Annotated in this window: 18 protein-coding genes; 7 read left to right on the forward strand and 11 right to left on the reverse strand. The window is 60.6% G+C overall.

The annotated features are described in order from the left end of the window. Positions 1-181: 181 nt before the first annotated feature. Positions 182-757: an HNH endonuclease gene (locus tag LVD12_RS07415; protein WP_237067030.1), complete on the forward strand. Its 576-nt coding sequence runs from the start codon at positions 182-184 to the stop codon at positions 755-757. Positions 758-1,381: 624 nt separating this feature from the next. Here the strand turns inward: LVD12_RS07415 and LVD12_RS07420 are convergent. The 7 genes from LVD12_RS07420 to LVD12_RS07445 all read right to left on the reverse strand — a co-directional run bounded on the left by LVD12_RS07420 (position 1,382) and on the right by LVD12_RS07445 (position 10,120). Then, entirely contained in the window at positions 1,382-2,398 is a 1,017-nt protein-coding gene (locus LVD12_RS07420) for a D-alanine--D-alanine ligase (protein WP_237067032.1), read from the reverse strand. Positions 2,399-2,516: 118 nt separating this feature from the next. Further along, entirely contained in the window at positions 2,517-3,383 is an 867-nt protein-coding gene (mepA, locus tag LVD12_RS07425) for a penicillin-insensitive murein endopeptidase (RefSeq protein ID WP_237067034.1), read from the reverse strand. An 87-nt stretch (positions 3,384-3,470) separates the two neighbouring features. After that, complete coding sequence (gene hisC / locus LVD12_RS07430; RefSeq protein WP_237067036.1) at positions 3,471-4,559, reverse strand: histidinol-phosphate transaminase; 1,089 nt, start codon at positions 4,557-4,559, stop codon at positions 3,471-3,473. Beyond that, complete coding sequence (locus tag LVD12_RS07435) at positions 4,556-5,641, reverse strand: FHA domain-containing protein (protein ID WP_237067038.1); 1,086 nt, start codon at positions 5,639-5,641, stop codon at positions 4,556-4,558. Before LVD12_RS07435 ends, hisC begins: the two co-directional genes overlap by 4 nt. Continuing rightward, entirely contained in the window at positions 5,632-6,921 is a 1,290-nt protein-coding gene (locus tag LVD12_RS07440; RefSeq protein WP_237067040.1) for a S1C family serine protease, read from the reverse strand. The genes LVD12_RS07435 and LVD12_RS07440 overlap by 10 nt, the downstream gene beginning before the upstream one ends. Before the next feature lie 929 nt (positions 6,922-7,850). Beyond that, positions 7,851-7,985: a hypothetical protein gene (locus tag LVD12_RS16085; RefSeq protein ID WP_255771651.1), complete on the reverse strand. Its 135-nt coding sequence runs from the start codon at positions 7,983-7,985 to the stop codon at positions 7,851-7,853. Positions 7,986-8,335: 350 nt separating this feature from the next. Then, positions 8,336-10,120, reverse strand: coding sequence for a trans-sulfuration enzyme family protein (locus LVD12_RS07445; RefSeq protein WP_237067042.1), 1,785 nt, complete (start codon positions 10,118-10,120; stop codon positions 8,336-8,338). 818 nt (positions 10,121-10,938) lie between these two features. On the opposite strand from LVD12_RS07445, the gene LVD12_RS07450 reads away from it, so the two are divergent. Next, positions 10,939-11,403 carry a hypothetical protein gene (locus LVD12_RS07450; RefSeq protein WP_237067044.1) on the forward strand — a complete coding sequence of 155 codons (465 nt, stop codon included), beginning with the start codon at positions 10,939-10,941 and terminating at the stop codon, positions 11,401-11,403. Here the strand turns inward: LVD12_RS07450 and LVD12_RS07455 are convergent, their stop codons facing one another. The 4 genes from LVD12_RS07455 to LVD12_RS07470 all read right to left on the reverse strand — a co-directional run bounded on the left by LVD12_RS07455 (position 11,404) and on the right by LVD12_RS07470 (position 18,795). Continuing rightward, positions 11,404-13,956: a serine/threonine-protein kinase gene (locus LVD12_RS07455; protein ID WP_237067046.1), complete on the reverse strand. Its 2,553-nt coding sequence runs from the start codon at positions 13,954-13,956 to the stop codon at positions 11,404-11,406. Positions 13,957-14,083: 127 nt separating this feature from the next. Beyond that, positions 14,084-16,702, reverse strand: a complete 2,619-nt coding sequence (locus tag LVD12_RS07460) for a serine/threonine-protein kinase (RefSeq protein WP_237067048.1) — start codon at positions 16,700-16,702, stop codon at positions 14,084-14,086. Between the two features lie 92 nt (positions 16,703-16,794). After that, a complete protein-coding gene (locus tag LVD12_RS07465) occupies positions 16,795-17,778 on the reverse strand; it encodes an FHA domain-containing protein (protein WP_237067050.1) in 984 nt (327 codons plus the stop codon). A 465-nt stretch (positions 17,779-18,243) separates the two neighbouring features. Next, positions 18,244-18,795: a MarR family winged helix-turn-helix transcriptional regulator gene (locus LVD12_RS07470; RefSeq protein WP_237067052.1), complete on the reverse strand. Its 552-nt coding sequence runs from the start codon at positions 18,793-18,795 to the stop codon at positions 18,244-18,246. Between the two features lie 348 nt (positions 18,796-19,143). On the opposite strand from LVD12_RS07470, the gene ectA reads away from it, so the two are divergent. From ectA to LVD12_RS07495, 5 genes are all read left to right on the forward strand, one after another. Beyond that, positions 19,144-19,746, forward strand: a complete 603-nt coding sequence (ectA, locus tag LVD12_RS07475) for a diaminobutyrate acetyltransferase (RefSeq protein WP_237067054.1) — start codon at positions 19,144-19,146, stop codon at positions 19,744-19,746. A gap of 69 nt (positions 19,747-19,815) precedes the next feature. Beyond that, on the forward strand, positions 19,816-21,150 hold the full coding sequence (gene ectB / locus LVD12_RS07480; protein WP_237067056.1) for a diaminobutyrate--2-oxoglutarate transaminase: 1,335 nt from the start codon (positions 19,816-19,818) through the stop codon (positions 21,148-21,150). 57 nt (positions 21,151-21,207) lie between these two features. Beyond that, the gene (locus LVD12_RS07485; RefSeq protein WP_237067058.1) at positions 21,208-21,612 is read left to right on the forward strand and encodes an ectoine synthase; all 405 of its coding nucleotides are present in this window, start codon (positions 21,208-21,210) and stop codon (positions 21,610-21,612) included. Positions 21,613-21,688: 76 nt separating this feature from the next. Further along, positions 21,689-23,137 (forward strand): aspartate kinase, encoded by a 1,449-nt coding sequence (locus LVD12_RS07490; protein ID WP_237067060.1) that lies wholly within the window; start codon positions 21,689-21,691, stop codon positions 23,135-23,137. Next, positions 23,125-24,084: a tetratricopeptide repeat protein gene (locus LVD12_RS07495; RefSeq protein ID WP_237067061.1), complete on the forward strand. Its 960-nt coding sequence runs from the start codon at positions 23,125-23,127 to the stop codon at positions 24,082-24,084. Before LVD12_RS07490 ends, LVD12_RS07495 begins: the two co-directional genes overlap by 13 nt. The last annotated feature ends 32 nt before the right edge of the window (positions 24,085-24,116 follow it).

The following is a 24,116-nucleotide window of genomic DNA, read 5'->3' on the forward strand; positions in this document are numbered from 1 at the left end:
GCATAGCGCTTACGCGAGTGGCAGACTTTTCTACCCCGAATTCCTTCCAGGGCCCCGCCGGCAGACCGACGGGGCCCTGTTGCTTTCCGGGCGCAGCCATTGCCGTGCGCCCGCGACCGGGCCGTTCGTGCCGGTCCGGCAAACAGTCATTGTTGAGCAGGGAAACCGGGGAGTAGCGCCTATGCAAGCGAGAGAAGCGAGAATCTTGCGCCTGAACCTGGCGGGGCAGCCACTGGAGTGGCTCAACTGGCAGGAGGCGGCCTGCCTCTACGTGCGCGAACTGGTGACCTGGTCACTGGGTGGGGTAGTGCAGACGGTGCACGGCGGTATCAACCGCATGGGTGAGCGCTCGACTCTGGACCTGGCGGCAATCATCGCCTGTGGCGGCGAGCGCATGGCGCGTCCACGGCGCCGCCCACCGCTCACCAACCGCGCCCTGTTTTTCCGCGATGCCCAGACCTGCCTCTATTGTGGCAAGGATTTCACGCTTTCAGAGCTCACCCGCGACCATGTACAGCCGGTGTCTCGGGGCGGCAAGGATGTCTGGGAAAACGTGGTCACCGCCTGTCGCCGCTGCAACCAGCACAAGGGCAACCGGTTGCTGCAGGATATCGATATGGAGCTGCTGGCCCTGCCGTTCTGTCCCAACCCCGCGGAGTACCTGGCGCTGATCAACAGTGACCGGATCCGCGGGGACCAGATGGAATTCCTGCGCGGGCAATTTTCGAATATGCGCCAGGAGGGCTGGCTGGTCTGAAGACCGGCCAAGAGCCCAGTTGCCTCGTCACCCCGGCGCAGGCCGGGGCCATGTGCTCGTGTGTTGCGACTCTGTATCGAGTCTGTGCCACTTCGCTACCTCCTCTGGATACCGGCCTGCGCCGGTATGACGACATGGGGTGCGGTCACTCTCTCCGTCACCCCGGCGAAGGCCGGGGTCCATATTCTCGAGTGTTTTGACCCTGCACTGAGCGTTGGCTATTTCTCTCTGGATTCGGCCTGCGCCGGTATGACGACAGGGGGTGGGCGGCCACTCTCTCCGTCACTCCCCCGTCACTCCGGCGCAGGCGGGAGCCATGTGCTCGTGTGTTTCGACCCTGAATTAAGTCTGTGCCACTTCACCGCTCCCTCTGGATACCGGCCTTCGCCGGTATGACGACATGGGTGGGCGGTCACTCTCTCTGTCACTCCCCCGTCACCCCGGCGCAGGCCGGGGTCCATATGCTCGAGTGTTTTGACCCTAGACTGAGCGTTGGCTACTTCTCTCTGGATTCGGCCTGTGCCGGTATGACGAGAGTTGGGGGCATTCCTTGTGTCGTCACCCCGGCGAAGGCCGGGGTCCAGTCCTGGAGGTGAGAGAATCGCATTACGTGGGATGGATACCTCAGCCGTTGACGGCCTCGCGGATGAGGCTGGAAAGGTAGTGGCTGAAATCGTGCCCGGCGTTGGCGAGCATCTTCGGGAACATGGAGATTGGCGTCATGCCGGGAAAGGTGTTCACTTCGTTGAGATAGATATCGCCATTGGCGGTCAGGAAGAAGTCGATCCGCGACAGATCCTCCAGTTGCAGGCCGGTAAAGGCGCGCTTGGAGGCTTCGTGTATCCAGCCCAGTTGCGCCTCACTCAGGCCTTCTGCCTCCACAAAGGTTCTGGCGCGACTGCCCTCGGCATATTTTTCCTCGTAACTGTAGAAAGTATCTTCCGGCGCACAGACTTCTCCGGGCGGGGTAATGACCAGCTCGCCCTCGTAGGTGTAGGCGGCTACCTCCAGCTCGCGCACCTTCAGGCACTTTTCCACCAGCACATAGGGTGACAGGGCAAAGGCCTGCTCCAGTGCCTCCGCCATCTGCTCTTCTTCGGTCACCTTGAAGCAGCCCACCGAGGAGCCCTGACTCGAAGCCTTGACGAATACTGCGCCCCACTCCTGCAGGGCCATGGTGGCCTTGGCGGTCTCCTCGCCGTCGTTGCTGCACAGGAACTGATAGGGGGTGTTGTCGATCCCTAGGGCGGACAGCCACAGCTTGGTGGTGATCTTGTTGAAACAGACTTTGCTGGCCTCGGGGCCGCAGCCGAAATAGGGGATGCCAAACAGTTCCAGCTGGCTCTGCAGGTCACCGGTTTCGCCGGGATAGCCGTGGATGGAGGGAATGACATAGTGCACATCCCACCCGCTGCCATCCTCACCTACCAGCTGGCGCTGCTGACTCAGGTAGTGCACGCCGCCATCGCGGTCTGTCAGGCGGCCGTTGCCGTCCATTTCCACCCGTGTGAGGGTGATGTCACCGATGCCCTGCAACTGCTTCTCGATGAAGTCCGCCGTGCGCAGGGACACCTCGTGTTCACTGCTGCCGCCGCCGCAGATCAGCAAGACCTGGATCGGGTTGGGGGATGGCTGGCTCATGGAATTCCCTTTTATCGTGCTTCTCTCTTCGGCCTTCAGGCAGGGCCTTAAACGACAGCTTCCCACTGCGGTCTGGCCGGCATGGTTCAGCTTAGTCGGAGTTTTCGCTCCCGGAATATCAGGGGGCGATCAGCACCTGCTGGCACTGTTTCGGCAACGGTTTGGGCTCGGGCCGCTCTGGTGTCGGCGTCTCGCCGCGCAGCATGGCGTAGAACTCATCGCTGAACCACCAGTCCAGATCCGGGCCGCAGGGATCACCACGGGGCGGGCGCTGGGGCTTGCAGGTGCGATCACCCTCGGGACAGGTGAGGCGCACATGGAAATGGTAGTTGTGTCCCCACCAGGGGCGCACCTTGCGCAGCCACTCGTTGTCGTCACCGGCCAGCTCGCACATTTTCCGCTTGATGGTCGGGTGTACGAAGATGCGTTCCACCCGCTCGTCCTCAGAGGCGATGCGCAGGATTTTCGGCACGCGCGGGTCCCAGTTCTCCTCCAGCATGCGGTGCTCCTGCTCGTCCGCCAGCGGCACCGGGGAAACGTTGTCCCGCTCCCACTCTGTCAGCGGGCGCTCCTGCGCGCGCCAGTCCTGGCTGTACCAGATATCGATATCCAGCCCCATCTGGTGGCTGCGGTGGCCGGAATTAAACGGGCCGCCGCGGGGCATGGACATATCGCCGATCTGGATGCGGCCAAGGTCATTGCGGGCCACCCGGCGGGAGAACTCCTCCAGGAAACGGATAGTGTCCGGGTGTCCGAAGTGGCGGTTACGGCCGGTGCGCACCAGCTGGAAGCCTTCGCCCCGCATCGGCATCTCCGCGGCCCCGGCGAGGCAGCCGTTGGTGTAGGTACCGATACTGGCAGATTGCTGTGACGACGGGCGCTGCACTTTGGCCCAGGGGTTCTCCTCCTGCTGGGCCAGGGCCGGCGCGGCGAGTGAGAGCGCCAGAAGCGTGGCGAGCAGAGTTTTCAGACGATCAAAAACCATAGGCTGCGACAAAATTTCCTTCGGTTAGGGCGGTGGACGCGCCAATGTAAAATTGCACGCCGGTGCCGCCCATTATAGGGAAAGACCTCAGCGGCCCCGCGAAGTGCCCGCTGCCGGCAGGATTTTCCGCAGCGCATCCAGCAGCGCGTCCATTTCCTCATCGGTGCCGATGGAGATGCGCAGGTACTCGCTGATGCGCGGTTTGTTGAAATACCGAACCAGAATGCCGTATTCCCGCAGGGCACCGTAGACCTTCTCTGCGCTCATCCCGCGCGGGCGGGCCAGCACGAAATTGGCCATGGATGGCACCACCTCGAAGTCCAGCTCGTGCAGGGCCTCGGCCACGCGGCTGCGGGTCGCCATCACTTTGCTGCTGGTTTCCTCCAGCCACGTCTCGTCGCTGATGGCGGCGGCGCCCAGCTGCTGGGCCACGCTGTCGATGGGATAGGAATTGAAGGAGTTCTTGGTGCGCTGCAGCCCTTCGATCAAATGCGGCTGGCCCAGGGCATAACCGAGGCGCAGGCCCGCGAGCGCGTGGGACTTGGACAGGGTGCGGATCACCAGCAGGTTCGGGTAACGGTCGATCAGCGCTGCAGCGCTGTCGCCGCCGAAATCGATATAGGCTTCGTCCACTGCCACAACCCGGGCCGGATGCAGCTGCAGCAGTCGCTCGATTTCGTCCAGCGGCAGGATGCGGCCAGTGGGCGCATTCGGGTTGGGCAGGATCACACCGGCCGCGGGGCCGGCATAGTCATCCACGTCCACGGTGAAATCGTCGCGCAGTGTCGGAGTGGCGAACTCGATCCCGTACAGCTGGCAGTAGACGGGGTAGAAACTGTAAGTGATATCCGGGAACAGCAGCGGTTCCTCACGGCGGAAAAAACTGTAGAACGCGTGCGCAAGCACCTCGTCGGAGCCATTGCCGACGAACACCTGTTCCGGCCTCACGCCGCAGTGAGTGGCGATGGCCGCACACAGGTCCACCGACTCGGGGTCCGGGTAGCGACGCAGTGCCTCCGGCAGCGCCGGGTCGGCCAGGGTGGCCATAGCGCGCTTTGACGGCGGGTAGGGGTTCTCGTTGGTATTCAGTTTGATGAGCTTGCGCCCGCGGGGCTGTTCGCCCGGCACATAGGGCTGCAGTTCCGCCAGGGCGGGACTCCAGAATGGATTGGTCACGCAGCTGCCTCCTCTCGACTACCGGCAGTGTGGTTATGAGTGCTGTCATCGCCGTTGGCGGCCTTGGCTTCCGGCTCACTCTCGGTTGCGGCTTCATCTGCGGCCTTGTCTTCCTGTTCGATGGGGATATCGAACAGCGACGGGGTCTTGGCCACGAATTCGTCCAGCGGCACCGGCGAGCGGACCAGCATGTCCTTGTGTTTGATCTCGGTGCTGATCTGCGGAATGCCGTCGAACTCCGCCATGTTGCCTACCTGCTCCAGCAGTGTCAGGCCGAGGAACCCCCAGGGCAGGATCACTGCGGCGGCCAGGCGCCACTTGGGGGTGATGTTCGTCGCCAGATAGATGGCGGACCACAGCATGGCCGGCAGTAACATGGCCAGGATGGCCACATTGATGATCTCCACCAGGTTGCCCATGGCGAAGTTGTAGTCCAGGAAGGTACTGAACCATTCCCAGCCGGCAAAGATCAGCGCACCCAGCGCGGCGATCGCCAGCTGGGTGAAAAACATGGATTCGTGGTGTACCACCCGCCCGATCAGCGCCCAGGCGCCGGCGTACACCAGCAGGCCGAAGATGCTGCCGAAGAATATATTGATGGCGCCGGTCCAGCGGAACTCTTCCGCCGTGCCCAGGTAGGCGATCAACAGGGTCAGCAGCCCTGCCAGCACCAGCAGGGAGACGGCCTTGACCGGGCTCGCCAGCCGCGAAAACAGGTTTTCCAGCGAGTGCAGCGGCACTGCTTCGTCCATGGGCTCCTCGGTATCCACGAGGCGGAAATGGGTGCGACCCAGCTGGATCTCGTCGCCGGACACGATACGGCGCTCGCTAACCTCGCCGGCCTCCACCCCGGTCTCGCGCTGGTTGCGCATCAGCTGGGTGCCGTTGACCGAATTCCTGTCCCGCAGCAGGTAACCGCCATCCTCGCTGCGGACGATCTCCACATGGTGGGCATCCGCGTGCACGTCTTCGAGAATGGCGTCGTTGTCGTAGCCGCGGCCGATGGTGAAGCGGTCGCCGTCCATGCGATAGCGGGTCTGTACCCGCTGGGCGCGGTTCAGCTCTTCGATGATCAGTGCCATTGGATCTCGCTCGTGAACTTCTCAGAGAATGCGGCGGCGGATTCCTTGGTGAACCCGGACAGCGTGAAATGGCTCACCAGTGCCCGGTCTTCCTTGTCGACACTGAGGCTCAGGTAGAACACGTCGTACAGGTCCGGGAATTCCTTGTAGCGGCGCACGCAGTAGCTGGTGCGGGCGACGATGGGGGTGCTCTTTTCGCCGTTCTCGCCGGCCGTGCGCGGTTGTTCTGTGAAGGCCTGGCGGCACTTGAATTCGGTGACGTCATCCTCGCCCGCGTCGTTGCCTGGGGCGAAGCGGCTCATCTGGTCTTCGTAATAGTTGTAGAAGCGGGCCGGCAGCAGGTCTTCCTCCGCCTCCAGCCAGAAAAATTCATACTCGATGCGGCCGGTGTTGAAGGTCTCGGAGAGGTACACCACATCCTGGCCGGTGCAGCCTTTGTCGATACGGGTCACCGGGTTGTCGTCACCCTCCTGGGTATTGCCCCAGCACTGGATGGCGGGGACGATCTCGCCCACCACTTCGGCGTCTCCCAGCGGGCGCAGTTTCCACTCCGCTTTCAGGACCTGGTCGATGATCTCCTGCTGGTTCTGCAGCAGCTGCTCGTGGGTCACCTGTTGCAGGTTCTTGGCCTTGCCCTCGATGCCCAGGTGCTGGCGCAGTTTCGCCAGCTTTTCCACCGGCACCAGGAAACTCACCTGGTTTCCGGCCGTGGCCACATTGATGCCCACTACGTTGCCGGCAGAATTGATTACCGGGCCGCCGCTCATGCCGGGGTTGATGGAGCCGGCGAAATGGATGCGGTCGTAAAAGCTGCCACTGGCAATACCGTTGTAGGTGCCGGGGATCAGGGTCATGCCCAGGTCCAGCGGGTTGCCCAGGGCGAAGATGGTCTCGCCCTTGCGCGGGGTTTCTTCAGCGAGGATCAGGTACTGGTTGCCGGGCTTGTCCATGCGCAGGATGGCCAGATCGTTGATGACGTCGATATCCAGCAGGCTCAGGCTGCCTTCGACCCCATCCACGGACAGGTATTCCAGCCGGTATTTTTCCGGTTCGCTCACGGCGTCCGCGACCACGTGGTAATTGGTGGCCACGAGACCATCGGCGGAAATCTGGAAACCGGAGCCGAGGCCGGCCTTGGAATTGGAGGATTTTTCGATCAGGCGGATCTGGTAGAGGGCGCCGCGGTAATCGCTATAGAGCTGTTCGTAGCTCTGCGCCATGGCGAAGCCGGGAATACAACACAACAACAGGGCCAGCAGGCGGGCGCGAAGGTTCGGCATTGGCTTTGTTTAAATTATGGGCAGAAAGGCTTTGATCTTACGGGATAAGGGCAGGCGCAACAAGCTTCGCCCCGGCGCCCGCGCGAGACCATTTTATCTTTGCTTTGTGCTCCGCCAGACCGCACTGACTGCGTGCGGCGGCGGTAATGCGTGCACAAGTAAGTTAGTCCAGAGTGGGCCGGCTTGCCTGTCAATTGTACCTGGTCGCCGACGAGTGGCAGCGATTGCCACCGGGGTGGTGAGTGAGTCTTTGCTGTGGGTATATCCGGAAAGCGACTTAACGATGCAGGCGTGAGAATCATCCAGCATCGTCATACCGGCGAAGGCCGGTGTCCAGTAAGTTTCGCACAGGACCCGGAGCAGAATCGAACCGCCGCAGCATCTGGACCCCGGCCTGCGCCGGGGTGACGACGGACTCAATAAACCACCTCACTCGTCATACTGGCGGAGGCCGGTATCCAGAGGGTGTGGCACAGGACCCGGCGTAGAGTTGAACCGCCGCAGTCAATGGACCCCGGCCTGTAACAGGTTGACGACGGACTCAATAAACCACCTCACTCGTCATACCGGCGCAGGCCGGTATCCAGAGGGTGTGGCACAGGGTCCGGTGCAGAGTCGAACCTTCGCAGCACCTAGACCCCTGCCTGCGCCGGGGTGACGACGGTCTCAATAAACCACCTCACTCGTCATACCGGCGAAGGCCGGTATCCAGAGGGTGTGGCACAGGGTCCGGTGCAGCGTCGAACCTTCGCAGCACCTGGACCCCTGCCTGCGCCGGGGTGACGACGGTCTCAATAAACCACCTCACTCGTCATACCGGCTGAGGCCGGTATCCAGAGGGTGTGGCACAGGACCCGGTGCAGAGTTGAACCTTCGCAGCACCTGGACCCCGGCCTGCGCCGGGGTGACGACGGTCTCAATAGACGACCTCACTCGTCATACCGGCGCAGGCCGGTATCCAGCGGGAGTGGCACAAGGCCCGGTGCAGCGTCGAACCGCCGTGGCACCTGGACCCCGGCCTGCGCCGGGGTGACGAAGGAGAGGCAGTGCACTTTGTCGTGCAAGTGATTATTTACTTATGCCGTCATACCGGCGCAGGCCGGTATCCAGAGGTTGTGGCACAGGACCTGGTGCCAAGTCGAACCTTCGCAGCACCTGGACCCCGGCCTGCGCCGGGGTGACGAAGGAGAGGCAGTGCCCTTTGTCGTGCAAGTGATTATTTACTTATGCCGTCATGCCGGCGCAGGCCGGTATCCAGTGGGTGTGGCACAGGAGCCGGTGCAGCGTCGAACCGCCGTGGCAACTGGACCCCGGCCTGCGCCGGGGTGACGACGGACTCAATAAACCACCTCACTCATCATGCCGGCGAAGGCCGGTATCCAGTGAGCAGGGCGCTGCGCCTGCAAGTAAGCACTCACAAATAATCCGCCACCCGCGGAAAATGCCGCGCCACGCGCTCGTGCACTTCCAGATAAAAACGCGCAAAAATTTCGTCCGCCTCCCGCGGCCCCATAAAGCCGCTGCTGAAATGTGGGCTCACCGGGTCCAGGTGCAGCTTGGCGCAGCTGATCAGGTGCGCTACCAGCTGCGCCATGTCCTCGTCACCGACAGAAATGCGCAGCGTGGTGGGGTAGATATCCGCTGCGCGCTGGTCCTCAGGCGAGAGTTCCGAGTGGGAGGTCAGCGCCGGACAAAGCACCATGGTGTTGGTCTGCCCCAGACTCACCATCTGGCCGAAGGCCGGCTCCAGTGCATCGAAAAAGCGCTTAAAGGCATCGGTGGGAATCTGCGCCGCCTCCATGTCGATGGTGAACAGCGGCACCGGCAATTTGAACCGCAGCAGTTTTTCCCGCAGTGGCGCATTGGTGTCGGTCTCCAGCGCGTGGCTGTTGACACGGATCTTGCTGTGGCTGGCGAGGAAGTGGCTCAGGCACAGGGTGTTGATGCACTTCTTCAGCATACGCATTTCCAGCGTGCGCATGCCTTCATGCACCTGCCAGGCCTTGTCCGCGTCCAGAAACGCGCCCTTGATGTAATACACATCCCAGAACAGGCACTGGCTCCAATCGAGCCCCTGCACGGTATCGCCCTTGGGGATAAACATGCGGTGCACCGGGCCGATTACCACGCCGGCAGTAGCGGTGCCGCCACCGTCGATATCCTTGGTGTAGGAGTGCACGACAAAGTCCGGCCGTCGGTTGCGGTCGGTGCGTCGCAGTGGCTGGTGCAGGTAGGGGGTGGCGAGGGTGGAGTCCAGCATCACCAGCAGTTCGTGGTCGTGGGCGATGGTGCAGATGTCGGGCACATCCAGCATGGTGCCGTGGGGGTTGCAGGGGGACTCGATATACACGTGCATGCGCGCGCCATTGGCCAGCGTATCCCGGTGCATGTGGCGGGCGGCGTCCAGGCACTGCTGGAAGTCCTCGCCGGTGATGCCGTCGAACCAGACGAGGGTAATCCCCAGTTTGTCAGAGCGGGCATAGTGGTCGCACAGCAGCTGGTGCACGCCGCCATAGATATGGCGGGAGACGATCAGGATATCGCCCCGGCACAGCTGGTTGGCCAGCAGGGCGTCGATGGCGGCCATGCCGGAATTGAAATTCCACGCCAGGTATTCCCCCGCATACGGGCCGCACTCCAGCGTGACCATGGCGTTGGCCAGCGCAATGGAAGTGGGGTTCAGCAGGCGCGAGTAGATATCGTGGCTGGGTTCGCGGCCGCGGAAGGCGTCGTCGATCCATTCGGTGCAGGCATAGATATAGGTGGCGGTGCGGGCGATCACCGGGGTGGCGGCAAAGATCGCGGGGATATTGTCGAACAGCGGGTAGCCGCCCCGTGTCGTTGCGTTGAAATCCTCTTCGCCCTGTAGCGCGCGGAAGCTCGCTCGCAATGGCCCCTGCAGGTCGTGCAGCATCTTCGCCAGCTGGAAGCTCATAAAGCGCTTGGCGTTGAAATAGGCGATGCGGTCGTTGCAATCGAGGCCTTTCAGCAGTTCGGCGCTGCGGACGCAGAGTTCCGCCAGGCTGCCCTGGGCGCGGTACAGCTGTTGCGCCGCGTCCTGCAACAGGGCGCCGTGGTCGCTTTCCGGCGCGATGCCGAAGTGGCGCAGCTGCTCATAGGCGAGCTCGGCCATGCTGGTGGCCTGGGAGCTGTTGCGTCTTGGGGAGAGGCGTTTGGCGTCGTCGATGGGATCGGTCATGGCCTCGCTGTCCGTGCTGCTTGGGATCAGGCAGTGAATGTCCTTCCTTTTGTTATAGCTGGCTGAGTTCCTTTCGCGGGTGTCTCTTGGTTCTGAATTACTTGAGGAGCGGCATTTGTTTGGAGATGAGGGGCGGCAGGGCGCAGGGGCGGGTATTTCGAAACGCTGTGAATACATCCCTGTACGCTCCGGCGGCGACGTCCTGTCGCCGACGGTTCGAAATACCCGCCCCAGCGCCCGGCCTTCGCATTGGGCGCTGTGGCTTTATGCGTGCTGCATTGGATGAGAGCGGTTGTGTGTAATGGCGTGTAATGGCGTGTGATCGACCTGTAATGGCTCCATCCGTAAAGTACACATCGAGGTTGAGGAGCGGGCAGCGTAGGGGGTTTACGCGGTGCCCCGGCAGGATGCCACTCCTCAACGTTTTTCCGAAGGACCGGAATCCTGTGCACCCAGTGGCACAGCTCGGTAAAGGAAAAAGGATTCAGCGCAAGCTGGATCGCCAGGCCGGCCCGGCAACCACAGAGCCCAAGCTGCCGGCGTTATGGGGAAGGGCCTGGCGGGGGCAAGGAGGCTCCATTTCGCTCTTGATAGTGTTGTTGTAACCGTCGATGGCTGGGACCATCATTTACGGCCGGCAGTCAGGCTACTGACTGCCGGTTTTTTTATGAATTTGTGATGGAGTTCCGGTCACGGTTGGCATTATCCTATCCAGCGCGCATTTCCACCGGGGTCTTGGGGGCGCCGGTAAATGAGAACAACAATGCCCTGCGCGGTATTCAGGGAAACAATGACCAGAAGATTTCCAGGAGTGGAATATGACAGACGTAGCAACCGCTTACACCGTACCGGAACAGCAGGATGTAACCTTCAACTTCACCCTCAAGCCCACCGGCGCTGACCAGCAGTGGGAGTTCAAGGATAAGAACAGCGGTGAGGCCATCGAGACCATCCACATCATTTTCGAAGGCGCCAAGGCAAATCCAGAAAATTCCGGCAAGGCCACGCTGGTCGTTGAGCTGATCGGTACCGAGCTGGTCTTTGCGGATCACCAGAAGATCGGCGGCAATGACGATGGCATGGAGACCTATGACGAAGTGAATGGTGGTCTGGGTGCGATCAAGAAAGCCAAGAAGATGAACGGCAGTCCGCAGTTCCTCGAGATTGACCTGAAGGCCAATAAGCAGACCGCCAATGGCTTCTCATTCAAGTGGGCCGCTCAAGATGCTACTGGAGCTGTCGTGTTGTCGGCAGACCCTACCATGGCCGTGAGGCCAGTCTAATTACTGGCATAGCGCAGCCTTTACGGCTGCGCTCGCGCTTACACAGACTTGGCTAAATACTGGCAGTGAGAACCACTCTCTGTCCATGCCTTGGGCTATCAGATCCTCGATGTAATAAGATGCTGAGCGGTTTTCTCCCGCAAGAGCATATATTTGCGCCGCCATGTACTTTATGTTTGTGTTGTTTGGATATTCTTGGATTAGAGCATGTGTGAGCTTGATAGCGGGGTCAATTTCTCCGAGATATGCCAACGATAACGCAAAGAACTTTTTCCCTTCTGCGTCGCTGGCGCTCGCGGTAACGTTTTTCAACTTCAGAAATGTTTCTTTTGCCGCTTCATGGTCACCTAGCGACAAATAAGTGTCCGCTATGTTTCCGAGGGTTGTCGCGTTGTCAGGCGATATGATTAGCGCTTGATTGTATGATTGGAGTGCTTTTTTGTACTTTTTCTGGAAAAAATAAATGGTGCCAAAATTTGTATGCTCATACCATGTTAGTTGCTCAGCTGGTATTTTAAGTAGAACTTGCTCTCCCTTGAAGTAATCACCTTGCTCAACAAAAATGCTTGCCAGTAGCGACTGCGAACTCCAGTGCTGTGGGTTAAGTGTTATGCATCTCATTAGTGTATTTATGGACTTTTCGTACTCCCCCTGAATGTACTGGTTTATACCCAATAAGTAGAGGCTTTCGGGAGTAGGGTTAATTACGGAAGCATCTTTCGCAATTTGAAGGCTTTCCTTGTGGTCTCCCTTTCTGTACAAAAGCCGAGCGTATTCTGTCAGTAAGGATGCAGATGGAAAGTCTAGAGCCTGAAGGTCTGCAATCATTCTGTCTAGACCTTCTGGGTTTTCTTGCTGGCTTTTTAGCAGGAACTCTAGCTCTAGAATCAGTGCTTGATCGACGTTGTGTGCTTTCGCCCTTTCAAGGTTTACCAAGCCTTTAGTAATAAAGTCTAGGTTGTTATTCGCGATATATAGGTTGATGGCAAGCCACGTAACTGCTCTGTAGAGGTTTGGGTGGGTTGGGTACTTATTGAGTAGTCTTACAAGGCTGGCCTCATCCGATGCGAACGAATTTTTATTCTCTATTCGAGAAGCAATAGCAAGGTAGGTATCGTAATCGTCTTTCTGCATAGGAGGGGGGAGCGTTTCTTTACGGTATTTCTCAGTAAAAAGCTCCCGCGCAGCGCTTGATATTCGATAGGACGATTCCGGTCTCTTGAGTGGGAGAATAGTGAATCCGACTTGATTGATTATTTTTTCATTAGTTGGGTTTATCAATTCTATGTTGATGTCACAGCGTTGCTGTGCGCAATCAAGTTTCGCGGAAATAGCACCAGTAGCCCCTTTATCCCTGAGGGCGCTGAGCTGTGTTTCGAGGGGTGAAGCTTTCTCTGGTTCATAAGCAACAAGTGCTGAGGTCTTTAAATTCAATGTTGAACCGATTAGTGCCTGCTTAACCATTGTTTTCGTAAGAGATTTGAGTTCCTGGCCTCCCCGGATCTCACCTTCGATCTGTACCGGTAGCACAGCGATATATTGCGGCTCTAATTTTGTAATTTCCTTCCAACCCCAGTAGCCGGCGCTGCCGAGTACGGCCAGGCCGGCCAGTGTGGCCAGCAGACGCTTGCGTTTGTTGGGTGGTTTGCGCAGCAGGCGGGTGACGGTTTCGGAGTAGTCGCCGGTGATGGTGTTGGAGCCTTCGGTGCGCAAAAAGCCCAGGGCTTCGGCCACCTGTTCGGCGGTTTCCGGGCGCTGCTCCGGGTTCTTGGCCAGTAACCGGTCCAGCAGGGCGGCGAAGGGTTCCGGTAGTTCCGGGTTGGCCTGTTGCGGCGGCATATGTGGGTCATGCACCACGCGCTGGGCCAGGGCCATGGGGCCGTTTTCGCCCTTGTCGCCTTGATCAAACGGGCGGCTGCCGCACAGCAGTTCGTAGGCGATGGTGCCGAGGCTGAACAGGTCGCTGCGCGGGCACAGTGGGTAGCCCTGCAGCTGCTCCGGCGACATGACCTCGACGGTGCCGGCGACGTGATCCTCGCGGGTGATGCTCTCGCTGGCCTGCAGGGATTTGGCGATGCCGAAGTCGGTGATCTTGGCAGTAAAGCCGTCGGCGCCGCCGCGGGCGATGAGGATATTGTCCGGCTTCAGGTCGCGGTGGATGATGCCAAGCGAGTGCGCCTCGGTGAGGCCGTGGCAGAGCTGGATCAGCAGGCTGAGCTTGTCCCGTAGGGTGGGGCTGGCCTCGCGCATCCACTGCTTGAGAGTGGTGCCCTCGACGTATTCCATCACCAGGGCGATGCCGTCGCGCTCTTCCAGCACATCGTACAGCTGCACGATATTGGAGTGGTTCAGGCGGGCGAGCAGCTGCGCCTCGGACTGGATGCGCGCGCGGGCGGTGGCGCTGGTGGCGTCGTCGCGCAGCTTCTTGATGGCCACCGGGCGGTGCAGTTTGGTGTCATTGGCCAGGTAAACCACGCCCATACCGCCTGCGCCCAGCGTGCGCTCGATGCGGTAGCGGCCAAGCTGTTTTTGTTCGGGTTCGGCGATTTCCATGACGGTTTATTCTTGTGGCCAGCCTGTATTCGGGTGCTCCCGTCTTCCCTGAGAGAGCAGGCGCCAGTTTACCGGTTTTGCGCCGCGGCGACTAATTCCGCGCAGTGATGCCCGGTATAAGTGAGCCTCAGCCCTCGCCGGTGCCGGCCGCTGCAGTACGTGCCACCCGGTTACCACTGCACAGATCCGGGTAATCGCGGCGCAGGTCGGCGAACTGCTCCTGCTCGCACACCGGTGCAAAAGGCGCGGTCCCGAACCAGATTGGCGATAGCCCCAGGTCCAGTGTCTTGCGCAGGTGCGCCTTGGCCGAGTACAGGTCGCCGGTGGTGACGTACACCTGCGCGCGGGCGAAGTTCACGTAGATATCGTCCGGGGCATCGCGGCCGATGCGGATCAGTTTTTCGATTGCCGGCGCGGACTCACCCAGTTCGGCATGGGCGCGGGCCTGCATCAGCAGTCCTTCCCAGTCGTCGCGCCCGTCCACCACGGACAGAGCCTGTTCGGCAAACTTTCGCGCGCGCTCAGGTTTCTGCTGTGCGTTTGCGATTTCGGCGCGGTAGAGCAGGGTTTCCGCATCTCCCGGCGACCACTGTGATTGTTTGGCGAAGCACTGGTCTGCGCGCTCGAACTGGCGCTCGATGTAGTGGGCCAGGCAGAGGTTGTACAGATCCATCGGCCCCATGTTGTCGAGGCCCAGGCTACCCAGCAGCCGCAGGGTTTCCTGTGGGTTGCCCGAGTCCAGTTCGTTGGCGGCCAGCAGGGAGAGGGCGTCGATATTGTTTTCGCTCATGGTCAGGGCCTGCAGCAGCAGCGGCCTGGCGGCCTCCATCTGACCGCCGGCACTGAGCGCCATGGCTTTCTGCACCATATGGGTGTAGCTGCGGCGCAGAGTCAGTGCGCGGTCGGCGTTGGCCAGCGCCTCTTCGTAATCCCCCAGGTGCTGGTGGGCGGCGGCCTTGAGGAAGTGGTAGTTGGCCCGATCCGGCAGGATCAGCTTCAGGCGTTCCAGCAGTTGCTCCGCTGTGGCCCGGTCTTCGCGGTAGACGGCGAGGCGCAAGCGTGCGCTGAGCAGGTCCGGGTGGTCGGTGATTGTTGGTGGCGCGCGGTCGATAAATTTTTCCAGCCGCTCGGTGGCCGCCAGGTCGCGGCTGTTGTAACGCTGGTCGATAGCCAGCTCGGCGAACATCCGGTACAGCGGGGTGAAAGCGGGTGCGCGCTGCTGCAGTTGCTCCAGTTCGTCCAGGTATTGCGGCACATGGGCGTCGTCATCACGCAGCTCGAACACGCGCAGGTAGCGCTCGTAATCGGCGTCGCTCAGGTCAAATGCCACAGTGCTGGAGCGCGTCGCGTGGGCCGGCAGCAGCTTGTTCATCTGCTGCAGTATGCGCGCGCGGCTCTCGGTGCTCTCGTCCACGGCCAGGAGAGTGCTGCGGCTGGCGACCACCGCCAGGCTGTCGGCATCGATCAGTTCCAGCGCGGTTTCGCACTGCTCGATATTACAGCTCAGGGAAGGGTGCAGCAGCAGGTCGGCGTTCAGCGCCTCGGCCTGGTCCCGCAGTGATTTGCCGGCCAGCTGCTGGGATTCGGAATAGGGCACCAGCAGCAGGCCCTCGCGGTTGGAGAGATCCTGCTTCAGTGCGCTCAGGACGTTGTTGCCTAGCTGCCGTGTCTCGCGGCTTTTCAGGCTGTTTTCTGCCGGGGCAACGATGGCGATGTACTGCCCGGATGTTTCCGGTTTGGCCTGGCTGAGCAGCAGTGTGCCTGCCACGATTGAGCTCGCCACCGCGGCGATGCCGCCCCCCGCGAGCCATCGGCGCAGGCTGCCAAAGCGTTGCCGCCGCTGGTGAAAGGCTTCAGCGGTGACGGTCGCGGTCAGGCTGGCGGTGCTCTCACCGACATCCCCGGCCAGCTGTTGCAGGATATTACCCAGCTCTTCGGCCACGGCGCTGGCATGCAGCGGGCGTTTATCCGGTTCCTTGGCCAAGAGCCGGTCGAGCAAATGGCTCAGCGCCGGCGGCAGGTCCGGGTTCAGTTTGCAGGCGGATGGGTGCTCGCTGTTGACGATACGATCGACAATCACGAACGGGCTTTCATGGTCGCCAAACGGGTTCTGGCCACACAGCAGGCGGTAGGCGAGTACCCCCAGGGCAAACAGGTCGCAGCGGTTGTCCAGCGGCTTGCCCAGTGCCTGCTCTGGTGACATGGCGCCCCAGCTGCCGGCGATATGCTGCTCGCGGGTCAGGTCGCTGTGTTGGCGCCAGTTTTTGGCAATGCCGAAGTCAGTGATCTTGGCGGTGCCGTTCTCGTCCACCAGGATGTTGTCTGCCTTCAGGTCGCGGTGGATGATGCCGGCGCTGTGGGCGCGGGCGAGGCCGTGGCAGATCTGTTTTAACAGCGCCACGCGCTGGCGCAGGCTGGGGGTGCGTTCACGCTGCCACTGGTTCAGGGTGCAGCCGTCGACGAACTCCATCACCAGCGCCAGGTTGTCCCCGTCTTCCGTCTCTTCTTCGACGACGTCATAGATCTGGACGATGTTCGGGTGGTTGAGCTGGGCCAGTAACAGCGCTTCCTGGCGGATGCGCTGTGGAGCGTTAGCGCTGGTGGGGTTTTCCTGCAGGCACTTGACGGCCACCTGGCGATGCAGGCGCTCGTCGGTGGCCAGGTAGACCACGCCCATGCCGCCAGCGCCGAGGCGCGCGGTGACCCTGTAACGGCCGATGTAAAACGGTTGTTGCTCTGACGTCATGGTCTGGCTGAGTAGCCCTTAATTTTGCTCTGCCATCCCTGGCCATGATGTTGTTCTTTTTCCGGATCCCCGCTGCCGGATGCTTCCGCGTTTTATATGGCGGGCTCGTTGATCTCTGCTGTACTCGCCTCGAGGTTGGACCCTTTGTAGATTTCCAGCTGTCTGCAGCCGAGACGCATTTCCCAGGTGCGCCGCTCCACCAGATTGGAGGTGTCGATGGAATCCGGCAGTGCCTCACCGATCTGCTTGCGTGCCCGGAACAGCTGTGTGTTCAGGTGATTGACGGTGATCCCCAGCTCGCGGGTGGCGACCTGGATGGGCACCCAGCCCTGGGCATCCGGATCTGCGCCGCTTTCCATGTCGCGGATGCGCGCCCGTGCGAGGTACAGCAGCAGGTAGTTATGGCTGCGTGCCGGCAGGTCGACATCAATGTCTTCGCGGGCGACCCTCAGCTGTACGTGTTCCTCGTGGTGGCTGACGGCGAAGCGCAGGTTGAACGCAGCGATGGTGAGCTGCTGCAGGGCCACTTCACTGGTGGCCCCCTCGTTGTCGGCCAGGAACAGCTGCCAGCTGTGGGGGCCGCAGTCGAGCCGCTGGCCATGCTTGACGGGGCGGGCGTGCTCCCCGGTGCCGTCGTGGCCGGTAAGCTCGAACAACCACTGGCCTGAGACCGGGTTGAAGTGCAGGCTGGCGACGGGGTCCTCCTCATCCGGCAGCAGGTGGTATTGCTCCAGTTCCTGGGCGTCGCCGGTATTGAGGTCGATCAGCAGGTTGGTCGGTGCATCGAGGTTTTCCACCACCCAGGCCGGGTTGGTGGCGCGGCCAAAAGCCAGTTTGTCGCCGAGCTGCAATTGGTAGTTGCGTGCGGGGATGAGGGGCTGGCCATTCAGCCAGGTGCCGTTGCGGCTCAGGTCGCGGACATTCCAGTGGGTGCCGGTCCATTGGATGGCGGCGTGAATACCGGAAATCTCCGCGCTGGCAATGCGGGTGTCGGCAGCGCCCTGACGGCGGCCGATGGTGTGATGTGCCAGCAGGTAGACGGACTGCTCCGTGTCCGGATGCTGTAAACAGGCCATGTGGTGATCCCCTCGCCCTGCCTTCTTCTTAAACCTTGCCAGCCATGCGGCAGGTTCTTGTTGTTGGCGAATTCCATGCTCACTGGGCAGCGCAGGGGTGCCGGTTCCGGGCCATGAAACGGCGGGAACCCTAATAGCCGGAGTGCGTCGGAAGCGCCAGGGCGCTGGCCGGCCTGTTTGTCTGCGCGCTCGGTTCCCTTACTGGCTGATGCCGGGAACTCTTCCACTTATTGTGTTTTTAATTTTTTTCTTGTTGTGTGTGGTGCGCGTCTGTTGCCCTGATTGGCGGTCGCGGTTTACGACCGGAAACCGCCCAGTGTTGTTGGCCCTTTTATACCGGACTCTAAGGGGAATGCAACGATTGCATAAATTATTCGGCCAGATCGCCGGAAGCTTGCACCAAGTGGCAAATTATCCCGGGAATTATTCGGCTGTGTCGCGAGAGGGCAAGGGAATCTGCGCCGCTCAGCGCCCGCCCTCTTCGTGGTCGTCATGATCCCCGCGGTCTTCATGGCCCTCATGTGCTTCCGGATGTTGCCGGCTCACCTTCCTGGTCAGGTCTCCCACGTCGAGCACCGGCGAGGCATCGATGTGCTCGGCATCCATCATCAGTGCCACACGCTGCAGGGAGGAAATGATCATGGACTGCTCCCAGTCGCGCAGGTCGCGGAATTGACGCACGAAGTGCTCCTGCAGGGGGGTCGGGGCGTCCCGGATAAAGTCCATGCCTTTTTCAGTGAGATAGGCGTGCACCTTGCGCTTGTCCTCGGAGGAGCGCTCCCGATAGACGAGGCCGCGTTTCTCCAGGCGGTCGAGGATGGTGGTGACTGTCGCCTGGCTGAGACTGATCTCTTTCGCCAGGGCACCGATGGTGACCTGGCCCTTTTCACGGATCGCCTGCAGCAGCAACAGCTGTGGCGCGGTGAGGCCGGCTGTCTTGACCAGCTGCTTGGAGTGCAGGTCGGTGGCCCGGATCAGGCGCCGGAGGGTGATCAGTACTTCTTCAATCTTGTCCATCAGTAGCAGGCTCTGCAGTTCGCGGCGGGAGAGGTGCCTGTGCGCGACTTTATGTCCTGCCCGGTGATTGTCAAATGTTGTTTGCGCGGCTGATTCCCTTCGGCGCGCAACACCGCTGGCGGCGCCCGGGGCGTCCGTCTCAGTGCGGGGTTTGCGTGCTTTTTGATCAACTTGCATGGGGTTTGGCCTTGCGTCGTGGCGTTTGTTTAGAGTACTATGCAAAAAATTGTTTAGAGCAGTAAACAATTATCTTCATTAAAGGTCAAATTTGACCTTTTTTGTTTAAGGTGAGGTGCGAAAGCCCTCGTTTAAACGCACTCTAACCATTTGACGACTAAAGGTATTGATTTGAGCGCCACAAGCGTTGCCAATCCGCAGAGCGGAAGCTCGGACAGCAAGACTGACGAGTCTCCCGAAGAAAAGGTCACCGCGCGGCAGGGTTCCGCCGGCAAGAAGGAAGCCCTGCTGCGCCAACCGGTCAGTGAGGACGGTGCCGACGTGCATCGCCTGATCAACCGTTGCCCGCCCCTGGATGAGAACTCCATCTACTGCAACCTGTTGCAGGCCAGCCATTTCGCCGATACCAGCGTCGCCGCTGAAGTGGACGGCAAGCTCGGCGGTTTCGTCTCCGGTTACCTGGTCCCACAGCGCCCTGACACCCTGTTCGTATGGCAGGTGGCGGTGGCAGAGGAAGGCCGCGGCATGGGCCTCGCCGGTCGCATGATCCGCGACATCCTCTCCCGCCCGGGCTGTGCGCAGGTGCGCTACCTGGAGACGACGATCACGCCCGACAACGAAGCCTCCTGGGCCCTGTTCCGCGGTCTCGCCCGCAAGCTGGGCACCGAATGCAAGGAATCGGTGATGTTCGACCGCGAGCGTCACTTCAAGGGTGCCCACGACAGCGAGATGCTGCTGCGTATCGGCCCCTTCGATGTAGAGGCCCAGTGCTGAGGCGATTGACGCACTCCCCATTTCTTAACTTTTTGCGAACTGACAATTAACCAACCAAAGGTTGCCAACATGAAAGTTTTTGACGAGATCGAATCAGAAGTACAAAGCTACGCCCGCGCTTTCCCCCGCATTTTCAACAAGGCCCAGGCTGAATACCTGTACGACGAGGAAGGCAACCAGTACCTGGACTTCCTCGGTGGCGCCGGCACCCTGAACTACGGTCACAACAACCCGGTCTTCAAGGAAGCCCTGCTGGAGTACATCCAGGCGGACGGCATCACCCACGGTCTGGACCTGCACACCAAGGCCAAGGGTGAGTTCCTGGAGGCCTTCTCCGAGAAGATCCTCAAGCCGCGCAACATGGAATACGTGATGCAGTTCACCGGCCCCACCGGCACCAATGCGGTGGAAGCGGCGCTGAAGATCGCGCGCAAGTACAAGGGTCGCGAGAACATCATCTCCTTCACCAACGGTTTCCACGGCTGCAGCATGGGCGCCCTGGCTGCCACCGGTAACTCCCACCACCGCGGTGCGGCCGGCGTGAGCATGAGCGGCATCACCCGTATGCCTTACGAGGGTTACCTGGGTGACGACATCGACACCACTGCCTACCTGGACAAGGTCCTGTCCGACTCCTCTTCCGGTGTCGACCATCCGGCAGCTGTGATGGTGGAAACCGTACAGGGTGAAGGTGGTATCAACGCGTGCAGCATCGAGTGGCTGCGCAACCTGGAAGCGGTGTGCCGCAAGCATGACGTACTGCTGATCGTCGATGACATCCAGGCGGGTTGTGGCCGTACCGGTTCTTTCTTCAGCTTCGAGGAAGCGGGCATCAAGCCGGATATCGTCACCCTGTCCAAGTCCCTGAGTGGCTACGGCCTGCCGTTCGCGGTGGTACTGATGAGCCCGGAACTGGACCAGTGGAAGCCGGGTGAGCACAACGGCACTTTCCGCGGGAACAACCTGGCATTTGTCACTGCCAAGGCTGCTATCGACCACTACTGGAGCGATGACAAGTTTGCCAAGGAAGTACAGCGCAAGGGCGAGTACATCGAACAGCGCATGAGCGCCATCGTCGAGAAGTACGGTGAGGGCAACATGACCACCCGCGGACGCGGCATGATGCGCGGCCTGAACTGCATCAGCGGTGATCTGGCCGGTCAGATCACCAAAGAAGCGTTCAAGCACGGCCTGGTGATTGAGACCAGTGGTGCCGACGACCAGGTAGTGAAGACCCTGTGCCCGCTGACCATCAGCGATGAGAACCTGAAGCGCGGCCTGGATATCGTCGAGGCGGCGGTACAGAAAGTGCTGAAGAGCAACGACGTGCCGGAAGAGCACGATTTCTTCGCCGATGACAGCGGTAGCGAGACCAGCAAAGAAGCACTCGCGGGTGCCGCCTGATCCGCGGCCCCTTTGAACGAGCTTGCCGAATTAACAGGATTGGATGAGAGAACAGAGATGATTGTTAGAAACCTTCAAGAAGCCGAAAAAAGTGACCGTCGCATTGTTTCCGAAGGCTGGGAAAGCACCCGCCTGCTGCTGAAAAACGACAACATGGGCTTCTCATTCCACATCACCACCATTTACGAGGGCGCAAACCTGCACCTGCACTACCAGAACCACCTGGAGTCTGTGTACTGCATCTCCGGTGAGGGTGAAGTGGAAACCATCGAGGACGGCAAGGTGTACCCGATCCAGCCGGGCACCATCTACATCCTCGACAAGCACGACAAGCATATCCTGCGTGCGAAGAAAGAAATGAAGATGGCGTGTGTGTTCAACCCGCCGCTGCATGGCAAGGAAGTCCATAACGCGGAAGGCGCCTACGAACTGGAAGCTGAAGAGGTTTCCGACAAGAAATAAAGGTGTTGTGTCCTGAAGCGGCGCCTGCGGGCGCCGCTTTTTCACCCGAGCTCACGACAAACCTTACAGGAAGACCATGAACCTCCATACGGTAGAAAAAATCGGCGGCACGTCAATGAGTGACTATGCCGCAGTTCGCGACAACATCATTTACAAGAACGGCAAGGCCGGCAACGATGGGCTGTACCAGCGCGTATTTGTGGTTTCCGCCTACGGCGGCATCACCGACATGCTGCTGGAGCATAAGAAATCCGGCCGCCCGGGGATTTTTGCCCTGTTTGCCGATGCGAACGAAGATCGCAGCTGGAACGATGCGATCGAAGCTGTGCGTAACCGCGTGCACGAGATCAATGCCGAGCTGTTCACCGATGCCGAGCAGCTGGCCCGCGCCAACGATTTCATCGGTGAGCGCCTCGAAGACGCCGAGCGCTGCCTCGCGGACCTGGAGCGTGTCTGCCAGCACGGCCACTTTGCCCTCGAGGGGCACCTCAACGTCGTCTGTGAAATGCTGGCGAGTATCGGTGAGGCCCACAGTGCCTGGAACACTGCCGAGCTGCTGCGCCAGCAGGAAGGCATCAATGCCCGTTTCGTCGACCTGACCGGATGGCGCGACGGTGAGCACCTGACCCTGGACGAGCGCATCGAGCGCGCCTTCAAGGATATCGACCTGGCCAAAGAGCTGCCGATTGCTACCGGCTACGCCCACACCCGCGAGGGCCTGATGGGCACCTTCGCACGCGGTTACAGCGAGATGACCTTCAGCCGTATTGCGGTGGTCACCGGTGCCCGCGAAGCGATCATTCACAAGGAATACCACCTGAGCAGCGCCGACCCGCGCCTGGTGGGCGAAGCGGAAGCCGTGCCCATCGGTCGTACCAACTACGACGTTGCCGATCAGCTGGCCAACCTGGGTATGGAGGCGATCCACCCCCGTGCAGCCAAGGGCCTGCGCCAGCAGGAAATCCCGCTGCGAGTGATGAACACCTTCGAGCCGGAGCACGCCGGTACCCTGGTGACTGGCGACTATGTCAGTGAAACCCCCTGTGTCGAGATCATCGCCGGCCGCAAGAACATCTATGCGGTGGAGTGTTTCGACCAGGACATGATGGGCCTGATGACCACTTACGACCGCACCATCAACGACATCATCCGTCGTTTCAAGGGCAGCGTCGTCACCAAGGACATCAATGCCAATACCATTACCCACTTCCTGGCCTGCAACCTGAAGACGGTAAAGCGCATCCGCGCTGCCATCTGCGAGGAGTACCCGGATTGTGATATCCAGGTGCGCAAGGTTGCCGTCGTCTCCGCCATTGGCAGTGACATGAAGGTGCCGGGTATGCTGTCCCGTGCAGTGGCCGCACTGGCCCGTTCCGGTATCAGTGTACTGGCGGTGCACCAGTCGATGCGCCAGGTGGATATGCAATTCGTAGTGAACGAAAACGACTACGAAGAGGCTGTGAAGAGCCTTCACCACGCACTGGTGGAAGTCTACGATCATGGCGAAGCGATATGCGCAGCCTGATTGCAGTTATGATGTTCGCAGTGGCAGCCTCCTGGCTGCCACTGTCCGTTTCTGCCCAGCCACAGACGGAGCAGCAGGAAGCAAAGGCGAACGCGCAACAGCAGGCAGCAGAGGAGCGCGTCGAGAGCCTGAACGAGCCGCTCTATAACCCGTTCGTCGAACGCTATGTGCTGGACGAGCTTAAACAGCTGCGCTCGGACATGGCCGCGCAGCGGGTGAATCTCACCGAACAGTTCGTGGATCGCCAGATCAACGTGGCCGACAAGGCCATCAGTTATGCCACCGATACCGTCACCTACTTTTTCTACCTGATCGCTGGCGTCAGCTCCCTGCTGGTGCTGGTGGGCTGGACTTCGATCCGGGACATCAAGGAGAAAGTACATGGCCTCGCCAATGAGGAAATCACCAAGCTGGTGAGCCAGTACGAGGAGCGCCTGCGCGGCATCGAGGAGCAGCTGAGCGAGAAGACGCGTCACATCGAGCACAACCGCGATGAGATCGAGCTGACCAAGGAGATCCAGTCACTGTGGCTGCGCGCCGGTCGTGAACACACGGCAGCGGGCAAGATTGCGATCTACGACCAGATCCTGACCCTGCGCGCCCACGACGGCGAGGCACTGACCTACAAAGCCGACGCCGTACTGGAACTGGGCGAGCCCCAGTGGGCCATCCACCTGTGTCAGCGGGCGCTGGAAGTCGACCCCGAAAACGGCAACGCCTATTACCAGTTGGCCTGCGCCCATGCGAGCCAGGAGCACTGGGAAGAGGCCGTGGAGTATCTGTCCAAGGCGCTGGATATTTCAGCGGCCTACCGGGACGAGGCGATGGAGGACGAGGCCCTCGATGCTTTGCATGAGTATCCGCCCTTTGCGCGCCTGATGGGCATCGGGCCGACCGGGATGGAAGAGAGTTCCAGTGAAAATGCTGAACAGCCTCAGGCTTCCTGAAGTGGGAGCCCGGCCAATACACAATAACGACA

Source organism: Microbulbifer guangxiensis, from assembly GCF_021729075.1.
Lineage (GTDB): Bacteria > Pseudomonadota > Gammaproteobacteria > Pseudomonadales > Cellvibrionaceae > Microbulbifer > Microbulbifer guangxiensis.